9 protein-coding genes and 2 pseudogenes are annotated in these 14,127 nt (G+C 62.2%); 3 read left to right on the top strand and 8 right to left on the bottom strand.

From position 1 onward, the window contains the following. Window positions 1-102: 102 nt before the first annotated feature. Window positions 103-1,284, top strand: a pseudogene (locus tag J7I85_RS00005) (IS1380 family transposase); the annotation flags it as partial. Window positions 1,285-1,468: 184 nt separating this feature from the next. Here the strand turns inward: J7I85_RS00005 and J7I85_RS00010 are convergent. Both J7I85_RS00010 and J7I85_RS00015 read right to left on the bottom strand, forming a co-directional pair. Further along, complete coding sequence (locus J7I85_RS00010; RefSeq protein WP_214845059.1) at window positions 1,469-2,080, bottom strand: hypothetical protein; 612 nt, start codon at window positions 2,078-2,080, stop codon at window positions 1,469-1,471. Between the two features lie 123 nt (window positions 2,081-2,203). Beyond that, complete coding sequence (locus J7I85_RS00015) at window positions 2,204-3,403, bottom strand: SLC13 family permease (RefSeq protein WP_214845060.1); 1,200 nt, start codon at window positions 3,401-3,403, stop codon at window positions 2,204-2,206. Between the two features lie 683 nt (window positions 3,404-4,086). Here J7I85_RS00015 and J7I85_RS24735 point away from each other — a divergent pair. After that, window positions 4,087-4,533 (top strand): ion channel, encoded by a 447-nt coding sequence (locus J7I85_RS24735; RefSeq protein ID WP_251023733.1) that lies wholly within the window; start codon window positions 4,087-4,089, stop codon window positions 4,531-4,533. An 815-nt stretch (window positions 4,534-5,348) separates the two neighbouring features. On the opposite strand, the gene J7I85_RS00025 is transcribed toward J7I85_RS24735, so the two are convergent. Then, window positions 5,349-5,744: a DUF6221 family protein gene (locus J7I85_RS00025; RefSeq protein WP_214845061.1), complete on the bottom strand. Its 396-nt coding sequence runs from the start codon at window positions 5,742-5,744 to the stop codon at window positions 5,349-5,351. A 494-nt stretch (window positions 5,745-6,238) separates the two neighbouring features. On the opposite strand from J7I85_RS00025, the gene J7I85_RS00030 reads away from it, so the two are divergent. Continuing rightward, the gene (locus J7I85_RS00030; RefSeq protein WP_214845062.1) at window positions 6,239-6,445 is read left to right on the top strand and encodes a hypothetical protein; all 207 of its coding nucleotides are present in this window, start codon (window positions 6,239-6,241) and stop codon (window positions 6,443-6,445) included. Between the two features lie 666 nt (window positions 6,446-7,111). Here J7I85_RS00030 and J7I85_RS00035 read toward each other — a convergent pair. The 5 genes and pseudogenes from J7I85_RS00035 to J7I85_RS00055 form a co-directional block, all read right to left on the bottom strand. Continuing rightward, window positions 7,112-7,315: pseudogene (locus J7I85_RS00035) on the bottom strand (DNA-binding protein); the annotation flags it as partial. Between the two features lie 187 nt (window positions 7,316-7,502). After that, window positions 7,503-9,290 (bottom strand): zinc-ribbon domain-containing protein, encoded by a 1,788-nt coding sequence (locus tag J7I85_RS00040; RefSeq protein ID WP_214845063.1) that lies wholly within the window; start codon window positions 9,288-9,290, stop codon window positions 7,503-7,505. Between the two features lie 1,040 nt (window positions 9,291-10,330). Next, window positions 10,331-12,199, bottom strand: a complete 1,869-nt coding sequence (locus tag J7I85_RS25685; RefSeq protein ID WP_214845064.1) for a zinc-ribbon domain-containing protein — start codon at window positions 12,197-12,199, stop codon at window positions 10,331-10,333. Further along, window positions 12,196-13,221 (bottom strand): TniB family NTP-binding protein, encoded by a 1,026-nt coding sequence (locus tag J7I85_RS00050; RefSeq protein WP_214845065.1) that lies wholly within the window; start codon window positions 13,219-13,221, stop codon window positions 12,196-12,198. Before J7I85_RS00050 ends, J7I85_RS25685 begins: the two co-directional genes overlap by 4 nt. Continuing rightward, window positions 13,218-14,126 carry a hypothetical protein gene (locus tag J7I85_RS00055; RefSeq protein ID WP_251023734.1) on the bottom strand — a complete coding sequence of 303 codons (909 nt, stop codon included), beginning with the start codon at window positions 14,124-14,126 and terminating at the stop codon, window positions 13,218-13,220. The genes J7I85_RS00050 and J7I85_RS00055 overlap by 4 nt, the downstream gene beginning before the upstream one ends. Window position 14,127: the final 1 nt, after the last annotated feature.

Here is a 14,127-nt window from a genome sequence, read left to right on the forward strand (position 1 = left end):
TGACCGCCTGAATCCGCCGATCCTTTAGCGGGCGCTTCACCGGCTCGTCTTCAAGTGCGTGTTTCACTCGAAGCCGGTGCCCTCGATGCCGTATTGCTCTGAGTGCGGTCATCACCCGGGCTCTTCGGTCAGCTGCCCTCGAACGCGACCGTGTCACGGTTCTTCGAACGCACGGTGGCCAACCCGGAGCTGTTCAGCTACGGCTTTGAGACCCTCACCCGGCAACTGCGCACCCGGGCCTGGGACGCCGCCGGTAACCGGAACCCGGCTCTGTCCGCAACGGCCGCGGACCCGCTCATCATCGATCTTGACGCGACCCTGGTGACCTCGCACTCCGATAAGGAAAACGTCGCCGGCACCTACAAAGGCGGCTACGGGTTTGCCCCGTTCATCGCGTCCTGTGATTACGGTGCCGGTAACGGATCCGGGGAAATCCTCGCCGCGATTCTGCGCCCGGGCAACGCGGGAGCGAACAGCGCCGAGGACCACATCCGGGTCTTCCACACCGCCCTGGCCCAATTGCCCGAGGGCTTCTACGACGCCGGCGTGCTGGCCGGGGAGAAGGTCCTGGTCCGCACCGACAGCGCCGGCGCCTCGCGGAAGTTCCTCTGGCACCTGCACAGCCTCGGCGTGCAGTTCTCCACCAGCTACACGCTCCCGTTCGGCAAGGCACACATGATCGACTGGATCACCAACAAGGAGTACTGGCAGCCGGCACTGGACCAGCACGGGAACGGCCGGACCGACGCGTGGGTCATCAACGCCACCGACGTCATACCCCTTACCGACTACCCGCCGGGCACCAAACTGTTTCTCCGGGCCGAGCCGCTGCACCCCGGAGCGCAGCCCACCCTGGTCGATGTCGACGGGCACAGGATCACCGCACTGTTGACCAACTCACCGCGGTGGCACGGACCGTTCCTGGACGCCCGGCACCGTGCCCGGGGAAGGTGTGAGAACCGGATCAAGACCCAGAAAAACACCGGTCTGGGCAAGCTGCCGTTCTTCGACTTCGCAGCGAACCAGGCCTGGGCGAACATCGCCGCCCTCGCCTTCAACCTGGTCTCCTGGGTCCAGCTCGCAGCCCTCCCGGACAGCCATCACGCCAAGGCCTGGGACATCAAACGCTGGCGCTACCGGGTCTTCTCCATCGCCGGGAAGATCATCACCCGCGCCCGACGGAACCAATTGCTGCTGCCGGAATCAGCGCCCGAAAAGGACCTGCTGAAACTGCTACTGGAGAACACCGGCCGCCTAAAACAACTCCCGCCCGCCGCCGGCTAAGCGGGCACCCCTCCCTGCCCCGACGACCAACCGCACAACCGGAAGTGGAACCGGCGCCAACCCCCGGCGAACCAACGGGCCAGACCACACTGCCCGAAAACAGAAAACAACCACCAGCAATCCGCCAGCCCGAAGCAGCACGCATCATCCGCCGCCATGAAAAATCGGGGCTAGCGGGGTGCGGCTAGTGAGTTGGGCGCGGTTCCGGCGCCGGGCCAGGTGGCCGGTGCGGCGGGTGAGGACCGGGATGCGGGCGCGGGGGCACATGTTTGTGCAGGTGTGGCGGCGGGGGTGGCGGGCCGCCATGCGGCAGCGGATGCGGGGGAATCTGCCCAGCGGGCCGTTCCCCCGGGCTTTGGATCCGTCCCTCGTTGCCCTTGGCATCGGCCGTTGTTTGTGTCGGCGCAGTCACCCCGGCTGCCGCGGGTGCGTTGTCCAGGCCTGTTCCTGCGGCGGATCCTTCATTGGATGTTCCCGCGTCGAGCCCGTAGTAGCTGTAGAGCTCCTGCTCCTGCGTCTCCGTGATAGCGCCGCGGTCGCTGTCGATCCGGGGACCGTTCTTCACCGTGTCTTTGGCGAAGGCGATCCTTATCACGGATTCCTCGAGGCTGGCACCGGGGAGCGGGGCGAAGGATTCGGACATGCCGAACAGGCCCGTCCGCACGGTAACGAAGACCGGCTCCCCGGAATCGCCGCTGGTGAACACCTGTTCCACGGAGCCTATTTTCTCCCCGGCCACGTCCACGACGATGCCTCCATTGAGGACGATGTTGTCAATGTCCTGCAGGCTGAGCATGAGGCCACATCCTTTAAGTCGCTCCGCAGGCATCGGCTGGCCTGTCCCATATTCTGTCCGGATTCTTCGCACCCGGCGATAGGGCCGTTCCCGGCGCGGGTGGCCGGACCGACCTCTGGAGATTTACGGTCCGGTGGCTGCCAGTGCCGCCACCGCTGCCAGCAGGGTCAGGGGTGCGGCGATCAGGCCGAAAAGCGCGTAGCCCCTCCATGTGATCAGGACGTTCATCCGCACGAGCCGGTCGTGCCAGAGCAGCGTGGCCAGGGACGCCCACGGTGTGATGAGCGGGCCGGCATTGGCTCCGATCAGCAGGGCCGCCATCCGCTGAGGCGTCTGGGCCAGTGGTTCGGCCAGCAGGTATGCCGGCAAATTGCTCAGCAGATTGGAACCGGCCGCACCGGCCCCGGCCAGCCTAACGAGATCCAGGAAGCCCTGGCCCTGCCCGGCGAGCTGGCCCACCAACACAGAGGCACCCAGCTGCCGGGTGGTTTCCATCACGAGAAAGAGTCCGGAGGCGAACAGCAGCAGGGACCAGGGAACCAGCGAGACCTTGAGCACCCGGGGTCGCCGGCACGCGAACACCACACTCAGCACAACGGCGGCAGCCACGGCGGGAATCCAGACCGGGACCCCGGACACCAGAGCCGGCAGCAGCAATGCCAGCACAAGGGCGGTGCCCCCAAGGAGGACCCGGTCCGTCGCCGCAGGCGTCGATCCTCCCCCGTTTTCCTGATCCGGCCTGATCCGCCCGACCGGGATCCGTGAATAACGCTTGCGAAGATCGCGGCGGAAGACGATGCCGATGAACACCAACGGCACGAGAATGGCAGCAAGGGACGGCCCCCACATGAGAGCGGCAAAACCGGCAGGACTGATACCGCCAAGGCTGTGCTGCGCCAGCAGGTTAGTCAGATTGGAAATAGGCAGCAGCAGGCTCGCGGTGTTGGCCAGCCAAACAGTAGTCAGGGCAAACGGGAGCGGCGGCAGGCCGGCCTGCCTGGTCACGCTGACCACCACCGGGGTCAACAGCACCGCCGTCGTGTCCAGCGACAGAAAGATGGCGCTCAACGTGGCGAACAGCGCGAGGAACAGCCACAAGAGAACGCTGTGTCCCCGGCCCCAATGCCGGAGCCGTCGAGCGGTCCAAAGGAAGACTCCGGCCCCGCTCGCCAGCTCCGTCACCACGGTCATCGCGACAACGAACAGCAGGATCGGCGCCACCCGGTCAATCAGCACCCCCAGAGCGGCCAAGGGCAGGGTCCCGGTAGCCACCGCCACGGCGCCGGCGACAAGCAGAACCACCCCAATAATCGCCAGACGCATGAACGAATCCTATTCCCCATACTCGAACCGCCAGGCCAAGAACCCATATACTCTCCTGGGCCGCAGAGGGCGGCGGCATTACGGCCGGGGAGCTTCCACACAGCTTCAAGCCGAGCCCCGATCATGTCGATAATGACGCCGCCTTCGTTTGACGAAAAACATAGGGGCACCCCGTTCTTGTGGCCCCAGCGGGGCTGCTGCAGTTGAACTTACCAAGGAGAAAGGAGCGGACCGTCTTACTGCCTGGCTCTGCAGCAGACGGGGCTGTTGTCGAGCGTAGCGCGGCCTCCGGCGCGGCCCTACCCAGCGTGTCGACTCTCAGGGATTCCGCTCATCTACTGAGGGATCGCGAAGAAAGCCTTCGGGTCGTCGGTACCCAGCAGGTCGTGCTGGAGCCATGACTCAGGGCGCCTGGCGTAAACACTCTGAATGGCCTTTGCTGGCCGCGGCCGTCATCTTCCTCGGCGCCTACTCCATCAGGTGATCGGCAATGCCGAGGCTCCGGCAATCGAATTCCTGATCTGGGGCACCTGGGCCGTCTTCGTTGCGGACTACATCATCAACCTGGTCCTGGTGCCGGAGAGGGACGGTGGTTCCTGCGGAATCTGCATGAACTGGCCATCGTCGCCCTCCCCGCGCTCCGGCCGGTACGGTTGTTGCGGCTCGTCACTCTCTTGCGGGTCATGCACGGCATCGGGGGCAACGCCCTCCGCGGCCGGGTCTTGACCTACGTTCTGGGCTCCGCGGTCCTGTACGCCGGCGCGCTGGCCGTCCTGGACGTCGAGGCCAACGCTCCGGGATCAAACCTGACCAGTAACGGTGACGCCCTGTGGTGGGCGATGACGACCATCACCACCGTGGGCTACGGGGACCACTACCCGGTGACCGTGATGGGACGCTGCGTCGCCGCGGGGCTGATGATCGGTGGGGTTGCGGTTCTGGGTGTCGTGACGGCTTCTGTCGCTTCCTGGATGGTGCAGTCCGTGGCCGAAGAAACGGTGGCGGAGTTGGACGCCGCCAAGCCCCGTCACAGGAGGAAGCTGGTCCTCGGTGACGCACTGGAGACGGAGAAGGTCAAAGCCAACTACGACACGGGCGTCTTGACGCTCCGGATCCCGATGGCAGCCTAGGCAGCTCCGCGCAAGATCGAAGTCGAGACCAAGGGCGGCCAGCACCAGATCGGCGCCTAACAGACCGGGACGGGATGACCGTTACACGCTAACGCTGCCTATTGGGCGGTTGCTATTACTACACGCGCCACCGCGCCTTGATAGCGCACATGCAGCAGCAGCGCACGGAACATCCCGCCCGGCGGCCCCCGGCCACGCAAGTGCCCGGGGCGCCGTTTCCGCCGGCACCGGAATGGATGGCAGCCACCTGCACGGTACCCGGCATCACGACCAGGACTGCACACCATGTTTGCCGAGAATCAGCAAGACGCCCCAACGCAACTGCAGCATCTACAGGTGGGCGATACTGTCCGGGCGGCGGGGCGGAGTTCAGAGTCACGGCCACCGTACACCAACGCCGCACCGTCCAGCTGGAACTTGAAGCGCAGGACGGGGAGCATCCGACTCTCATCGGAGTCGCCAGCGCAGCCCTCCCCTTTTAGTCTCGACGGGCAGGGGCAGGCGATACCAGCAGCAGGACTCTGCAGGCACAGCCATGTGCGCCGACGGGGGGAACGATAGGGTTGAGCTCAAGCGTCCTTCTGCACGTCGGTTATCAGAATGGATTTCTTCCCTTTGGCCGGAGCCCCACCCTAACCGTAGGGGGCGACAACACGGTCGGATTCCTGGACGGACCATCCTGGATGATCGGACAAGGCCTTGGTTTTAGCTTCCGTCTTGTTTGCTGCGATTCCGAACCAGACTTCGGTGCGATTGTTGCCATTTGTAACCACGACCCGCCAACGAAATTTCCTCGTCATGATGATCTCGAGCTCTCACAACTCGATTGCCCAGCCTTCCTGGTAGTCGGGGTGGTCTCTGTATGGCGACGCCATGCACATGAGGACGTATTCGCTGGTCCCGCCAACCTCGCTGGCCATGTCGGTGACGACGAGAGGTACATTGGCCAGTATCTGTCGTTTCGCTGCGCATTCCGCGAGGATGCGACCCGGATTGAACTGCGCGATGTATGTCCTGTCTTCGTCCTTAGAGGAGAGGTAGCCGGGGGCGTCGCCAGCGTAGGCGTCGAGGACCGTTTGTTCGTCCGCGGCGTAGAGCGCCGGACTCCGGGTTCCGTCTTTCCTGAACCATTCCCAAGGCGCAGGGGAAGCTGCCTGGGCGACAGCTTCGTCTTCACTGATCCGGGCTTCCAGGAACTCGATAATATCCATGCTCCATCGTGCCACCAATCGAAGCGTCGGCCCTGGGAGTCCGATGTTCTTCCCGATCCGGGAGGCAGCTAACCATGCGCCTACATGACGTGCACCCACCTCCTAAGATGGCCCCCATGGAGACCCGAACGAACATCGAAGCCCGCCACTGCGACGAGTGCGGGAAAGTCACCCCTCACGTGGTGCACTATCTGGTTGACTATTCACCCCGAGGGGTGACACGCACCGAGATCGGGAGTGGCTGCACGCGCTGCGCAGACGCTAAGGAACAATAGCCTCTAGGGCGTCCGCGCTGGCCGATCCAGTAGTTCGGACATCCCTTCCGCCGGGACATCTGGCAACGCGCCTCGATCCCGCTGGGATCCCCGAAAACAAGTGGCGTGATCCTCCAACCTCAGCTTTGAAGCCGGACCGCCTCCACGACGTCGTCCTCGTACAGGCAGTGCGCCGTGGCCTGTCAGGATTCGTAGCGCCCGTAGTTCCCCGGATCCAGGATGAACTCCCAGCTCTACTCCAGTGCAGTCCGCCGGTCTTCCGGCCAGTTCCGGTGCCCCTCGGTGGCGCTGATCCTGGCGTATCTTGGGGCGACAATCCTCGTGGCAATCGCCCTGGTCGCCTGGAGCAATATGCTGCAGCGGCAGCTTCCGGAAAAGCTGGGTGAGAAGCTGGGCCGTGCCAGGCAAGAAAGCGGCACCCGATAGTTTAGGAACCACGTCTTGTTTCCCAGACCGTTGAAACAAACTACCTGCCGCCCAAGACCTTGGGAAAATCCTGACGGGATACCCCGCAAACCGGGGGGTGGAAACGAGCTCCGACTCTCAGGTGTACCCTTGGATTTCATAATGTGCTCCGGGCACGGTGGTTTTGTCGCTGAAGCACAGGTAGCGGCAACCACCGCTTCAGATCGCCAGGCCCGGAACGCATTCCCCCTTGCACTACGGGCCCGGCGGGACATCACCTTGAGGAGACGAGCTCTCCGGCTGCAGTCCCTCGACCCTGGTCCTACCGACATCAGCAAGACATTCCGGCAGTGTCGCGGCGAAGGCTGCCATGTCGAGCGCCGTCTGGCAGCCGCCCGCGGGACACTGGCCCTGATGTAGTCGAGAACAGCCTTATAGCCAGCATCCGGATCCGTGCGTTCGATCGAGAGCATCTGCACCATGTGGCCCAGATCGACAGAACTGATTCGTGTAGGTGTCCGTGCTTATGGTCAGCGTGCCCCTGAACCGGGGATCTTTCAGGTTCGTGAGCGAGGCGGTCAGCGAGTCTGGTTCCTCACACCTTTTCGCTCATCTGTTGCTCCCCAGCCCGGGCGATATGCCGCGGACAGGGGCAGTGGGCGGAGTACGTGTGACCGGGGAGGTGCATCAAGTCTGCTCCGGGTCAGATTCCCCGTCGTCCTGGAGGTCGCCTGTGGTGACGCGCTCCGCGGTCCGCCGGTAGGCCTCGGCGATGTAGTCCTCGAGGTCGTTGGCCCCGATGCGCCATACGCCGCGGCCCCCGACCTGAATCCCGCGAAGCTCCCCTATCCTCAACAGTGCCCGGATCTGGCTGTCGGAGACGTTCAGCTCTTCGGCGGCCTGCTATACGGTCAGGAAGCGGCGATCTTGAAAATCATCAGACACCGGCCCATCCTATGTGCAGTCTGGCCCCGTTTGGCGCCAGCACGGCAGGGCCCCGAGAGATCACGGCCGAACAATCCGCAGCCCTTTCTCGACTTCGGGCTTGACGATGTGGATCATGATCTGGCGCGTTTGCTCAATGCTTTGCTTGTGGGTGAATCTCGTGGACCGTGCTTTTGTCCATGACGCGGTTCCCTTTCGGGCATTGTGTACACCCCTGGGTTTTTCTCCGGACCGGCACGTTTTCATATTTTTCGTGGCCATGGCTGCAGAGCCACCACCACTTTCTGTCATCTCCTGGGAAGATCACTGACGGAGTGAGCGGTGCGTTTTTTGTTGGGTGCCATTCTGTCGCCAGAAGGGGAAAACGTGTTTGAAAATCGTTGTCGCCAGGCAGCAGTCTTTTGTTCGAGCAGTAGGGACAACCATAGCCACGGTCCCGATGCCCGACCCGGTATTGGATAGTTTGCTCGTATGCGTGCCCTTTGGGGCAGGACCACCAGACCTTCCGGCGCGATCCGGGACCGACGTCTTGGGGACTCAGGCCGCCATTCCGGATCCCGTCCCATTCGGCTGCTATGTCCGGCGCCTTGGTTTCCAGGTCATTGAAACCAGGCATGACCCGGACATGTCCGCAGAAGGGACACCCTTGGCCGCGGACCCGCATTTTAAGGGTGGCGCGGTAGATGTGGTGGAGCGGGCATTCCCACCAGATCTGACGGCCAGCACCCGCCACAACATCCCGTGGAGTTATGGTCCCGTTCAAATATGGGTGCCATTCTTTCGCAAGATCCGGGTGCGTCGTGGCCAAATCATTGTCTCCCGGAAGAACCTTCTTGTTCGAACAATATGGACAGCCGTTGCCTGCTCTACGTGCCCGTACCGTTGCTGGGAACGTATGGCCCCGCTTGCACAGCCACCAAGCGGTGTAGACCGATCGTGGGAATATCATGGACGGTGTGCGGCTCCCGTTCAGCGTCGGATGCCATTCCCTTGCGAGGACGGGGTCCACGCTGGCAAGGCTTGTTTCGTCAGGGATTACCCAGCGATGGGAACAATATGGGCACTTCCCGCCGGAAGATCGATACCTCAGCGATTCCCTGTATTCGTGACCCACCGGGCATCGCCACCAATATTTTGATCGTCCGGAGGCAAAGATCTCCGAGGGTTGGATAGTCCCGTTACGGTTCGGGTGCCATTCCGCCGCCAATGCCGGGTGTGTTTCAGCGAGACTGTTATACCCCGCCAAGACGCGCGAATTTGAGCAGTACGGGCATCCTGTCCAACCGTGCCGCAAGGCAATGGCCATGTGTTTCGGGAACTTGGCATGCCGGTGGCCGTTAACGCAGATGTATCTGACACGGGTGTTCGAGGAAGCGCGTATGTCTTCCCGGGCAATCGAGAACGGCCCCCAGTCGTACAGCCGGAGAGTGAAATCAGTCCAGCGATCTAGGTCGCATGTCGTGAGTTGGTCGAGGAACCTGCTGAAGGGCTCTAGCGGGCGAACCACTTCGTTGATGATGACCGCGGAAATGACAGGCGTTGGAAGTGCGTGCTGATCGGTGCCTGTCTGGCCGGGATTTTCCCCGAATTGTTCGCGGACGGTCAGGAAGGCCGGGCGGAGGAGTTGCCACAGCCGGTCGGTCACAATCTCCGGATTCGGCTGGACGAAAGCGCTGACTGTGCTCTCCAGTTGGCCGTAAGCCCACGCGAAGGTATGCCTTGGGTCAAGAATCGCTTTCAGGCACGACGGTGCCAGAACGGCGCTTGCGACGGCCATCATGGGAGCGTAGATCGCTGCGTCGCGCTGTTCCGGGCTTTCATAAAGGCGTCCTGCTGTATCTGACCATCGCCGAAATATTGCGCGGAGCTCCACAAAGCGCAGCGCATCCAGTGCCCCTGTTTTCCGGAGCTGCAGGAACATTCGATCTGCTCGGAGCGAGTCGACGGTTGCGGGAACCTGCGTGTTGGGCGTGGTCCCGGGACCGACCCACAGCAGGTGCCGGGGACAGACGTTGGCCTCCATATTCGGGTACTGCTCGACCGTTGCGCCTCGGGCGCACATCCTGCACATAAAGCGTTGATCGATGCCGGCAATGCAGCGGGGACACATCGACCCGTCCGGATGCTTCGGAAGATGGGCCTGGCCCCGTTCGAATGCCCCAGGCCCAAGACCTCCTTTGGTCCGCGCGATGCGGGCTACCTGGCCCTCCGGACCGTCATCCGGGAATAGCATGTGCGCCTGCGAGATCCAGGCCTTGAGGCTTGCTGCCGGTAGGTGGTTTGCCGTCATGAGGCGGCGGAGGTAGCTGCCGGGCGTTTCGAGGTGACGGAGGCGGACCCTTAGTGGCACTGGTCGGTCAAAGTCTCTATGAGCGGCAGCCATCACTATCCGTCGGGCCATATCTTGCGCCGATGTGGAATTCGAATCTGTGCGGGGATACGGTTCGTCTTCCCCCTGGCGTGGCTCCTCGTTGCCCGGACCCCGGTTTTGCTGTGTCATGGACCGCCTCGAAAATCTGTTGCCGGTCAAGGGAAATGACGAATAGGACCGGGACCCGGCTCAGCCGGTCCAGATCAGGCGTCCCGGCGATACCGGTCAGGGGCGCAACGCATCATCGCCTTGGCTTCCGGGGGCTACCCGCGCCTGAATCCTTGAAATAATCAGGCCGCAACGGCTGTCGATGTCAGGGACCGGCCACGACAGCGCTGTCAGTACCTCTCACGCAGCCGGCGAGTCCTTAACCCCGCTGACTGCCCACCGTTCAGCGAAGAATCTTCCAAAATTCGCGCCGTTCAGCTTCCTCCCTCCGCCTGTTGCGGCTGAGTTGGATGCACCACCAGATCTCAGCAATAAGCAGAACTCCATAGGGACCAACAGCGGCAAGGATTTGCCACCACTCGGCAGGAGCAGTGTGAATGACGATATGAACAGGGCCGGGCGGCAACGACGCAACCACTATTTCACCTGCCCTTCAGGCGCGGGCGACTCTCGGAGCATACCGGGCAGCCTGAACCCGCGACGCGCTTGTTGATGGCAGCCTGGAACGAGTGGCCCTCGAGGCACAGCCACCAGACCTTGCGCGGCGACCCCGCTCCGACATCGGTCGGCTGAAGACCCGGGTTTGCCTGGTAGTCCCATTGCGCGGCCACGCTGGGTGCGAGGGTGGCAAGGTCGTTGTGTCCGGGCCAAACTTTGAGGTTGGCGCAGTAGGGGCATCCGGTCCGTTTACGGGAGCCGATCCTGGCGAGGTAGGAGTGGTCGTCTGGGCAAAGCCACCAGGCTTTCCTGCCGGATCCTTCAGAGACCATGCCAGGTGTTAGATCGCCGTTGAGTTCTGCTACCCATTCTGATGCCAACTGGGGATTTGTTACATCCAGGGTGGTAACAGCGGGAGTCGGCAGTCGTCCGGAACAGTAGGGGCAGTTTCGCCGGCCGGGGCGTGAAAGGTTGTTAGGCGTTTCCAGGTAAGTGTGGCCTTCCGGGCAGAACCACCAGTATTGCCTGGAGTTGCTGCCGGCAATAATGTCCGAGGGGATTACGGGGGCGTTCAAGGTGGGGTGCCATTCGGTCGCGAGTGATGGGTTTGTCTCCGCCAGAGTGTTGTACCCGGCTAGGGGCAGGGCCTTGGTACAGTAGGGGCATCCTGCCCGGTTCTGTTTCATGGCGAAAGCCATGGTGTTCGGCGCCTTCTGGTGACGGTGGCCACGGGCGCATATGTAGTTCGCTGAGGCCGAGCTTTCCTTGGGGACGTTCTCGTGTGTGACGGGCAGCGGACCATAGTCATAGAGGCGTTGATTCATGTCGCGCCAGCGATCGGCGTCGCAGGTTTTCAGCTGGTCCAGGTAACGGCTGAACGGTTCGAGGGGCCGGATGATCTGGGTCATGACCGTATCAGGGAAATCGGGGATGGGCAGTGAATGCCTATCGGTTGACTGCCGGGCAGCACCACTCTCGATCCATTCCCTCAAGGAGAGGAAAGCTGGCCGCAGCAGCAGCCAGAACCCGTCGGTGAGGACCTCGACGTTGTCGGCATACCCCGACAGTATGGTGTGGAGGAGGTTGTACGCTGACGCGTAGGTTGCACGGGGATCAAGGATTCTTTTCAGCCCAGCCGGCTGCAGAATCGCGGCCGTCGCCGCCATCATGACTGGGTAAAGTTGCGGTTCCTGTTCTTCGAACGTTCGGCTCTCCCCGCGATTCGAGGCGGTCCACCGTCGGAAAATCGCACGGACTTCCATGTAGCGCAGGGCATCCAGGGCTTTCCGGTTTCTCAGCCTTCGAAAGATCACGTCCGCCCGCACTGCATCCGGCCCGGCCTTCACCTGGGTGGCCGGGGTAGTCCCCGGGCCGACCCACAGATGGTGCCGCCGACAGACATTTCCCTTCAAGTGCGGGTACTGTTCAACGCTCCGCCCGCCGGAGCAAAGTCTGCACATGTACCTGTGGTTGATGCCCACGAAGCAGCGGCGGCACTGAGTGCCGTCATCGTGCTTCGGCATCATGGTTCGCGCCTGCAGAAAGGCCTTCGGGTTGAGGCAGCCCTTTACTCGCGCGATCAGTTCCGGGATCTCTTCTGTGGCCGTTCCTGGGTTCGTCATTCTTGCCTGCCGTATGAGCACTGGCTGCATGTCTGCGGGGAGGTGATTGGCGGCAAGGAGGGCATGGAGGTAGCTCGCCGGCGTCTCGAGGGCGAGCAAACGGGGTCTCATCGGAAATGACCGCTGAAATTCGCGCACGGCCATCAGTTCAGATTCCTGGGATCGCGTCTCGCGGGTTTTTTGGGGCCGGTTTGCCCCACCGGAGCCCGGCACCGGATTTTGCTGTGTCACAGACTGCCTCCAAATTCTGTTGCGAGGTCAAGGGAGATGCCGTCGAGGGCCTCCCTGGTAATCCGTTCGTTCTCGGGTGCGCTGCCCGTGAAGATGAGTACCTGGGCGGCTCCAAACAGCAGGTGGGCCAGTGACCCTATCGATCCCTTGGTGCGTTCATGAAGGTACTTTGCCGAGTGGGCGAGGTCGCCAGGTTCATGACTGATCAACCCCAGACGCTCTTCAAAGAGCCCGACAATAAGATCCCAGAGATTTCTTTCGGCCTCATTGGCGATCCCATAGTTGGCCAGCTGTTCCAAGCTGAAGCGTCCTGCCACTTGTCGTCCGCGATCATCGGCCAGGTAGGGGCCCGCATGGATGTTGATGCCGACGTAGACAAACGTTGCGGGAATTCTGTTGGAAAGGCTCTTCAGAACATCCACACTTTCGCTATTCCCGGGGTTTGTTCGTTTCAGATTGTGGAGCTCATCGACTACGACCAGCTTGGTGCCGGCTTCTATCAGGCCCGCGGAGACGAGGTGCAGCAGGTACTCGAGCGTGTCCCGGGGCAGAACAGGGAGGCCCAGGAAGCGGGCGAACTGGATCGCCAGAGCCTTCCCCGTCGAACCGGGCGGCACTTCGACGTAAACCACCGGGACCCGGCCCAGCCGGTCCAGATCAGGATGGTCCCGCCGATAGCGGGCATAGACGTACCGCATGGCGGCTTTGGCCGCGGTGGTCTTGCCCGTGCCTGACTCCCCTGAAATCATCAGGCCGCAGCGCCCTGAACTGCGTGGGCCGTTCAAGAGAATGAGGTGGACGACTTTGAGGATGACCGACCTGACTTGCGGTGTTCTGATGATCAGATCAGATCCAAGGTGGGCGATCCGCCTGGCGTTCAGTTCCTCGCGTGCCTGGGGTGACATTGTGTTGTAGCTGCCGATGTCGGGAACCTCGACGGGCTCGTCAGTGCCCTTGAGGAACGTGGTGAGTCCTTCCAGATGGGTTAATGGCTCCAGGACTTGGTCGGTGAACAGTTTCATATCAGGTCCTTCTCAGGATCGAACCATTCCGGTGCAGGATAGCTGCCTTTTTGGTCCTTGGTTGCTTTTCCTCTCGTTGTCTTGGTTTGTTCCCGGGGTGCTGTGGTCCGCGGCTGGGGTATTGGCATACCTCTTCGTTCGTCTGTTCCGAGGGCGACTGCGCTTCGGGCAGCCATGTGTTCCATCCGGCGTTTTTCCGCTGTCGCGCGTGCGATGATCTGCATCGTCAGTTCGACGGCATCCTCATCCTGGAGCACGCCCATTTCCGCTGCGATGCGCCGGCTTTCGCTTCGCACGGCGGCACTGAAGGGCGCCGTCAAACCACCCGCTTTCGTCCAGTTGCATTCGATCCAGTGTCCGTTGCGCGGATCCTTGATCCACACAGCGAAGGGGTCGTACGGATTGTAGTGAACCCGCCATTTGTTGTTGTGTGTCTCGGGCGACGGCTGCCCGCGGAACGGGTACAACTCGACGGAGTCGTAGGTTCTCCGCAGGCAAGTTATGCCATTGGGTTGGATGCAGAGGTCTTTGGAGGGCATGCTTTCGATGTAGTCGTCGGCTCCGAACGGGATGGGCACTGTCCCCGTTGCTTCGGCCATGGCGGCCATCACGGCTTGGGGTGAGATGCTTTCTGCGGGATGGACTGGGTCTGCCAGCCCTTTCCGACGCCACTTCGCCCAGCAAAGGTCCACCCAGTCCTCGAACACCTCATTCAATGTGAACACATCAAGCAAGTCCCCGTCCTTGGTGGAGCTTCCCTTGGTGGCCGTTGATCCGCCCGTGTACCCGGGCATGTACTGCGAGAACCCGGTTTTGACTGATTCGAAGGTGCGTTCCACCAGTGGCTTGTCGCTTCCCGTGTGGAGCGATGCCTGCGTGAGACTGATTCCATATTTTTCGCACATT

This window comes from Arthrobacter sp. ISL-65 (genome assembly GCF_018613795.1).
Taxonomy (GTDB): Bacteria; Actinomycetota; Actinomycetes; order Actinomycetales; family Micrococcaceae; genus Arthrobacter.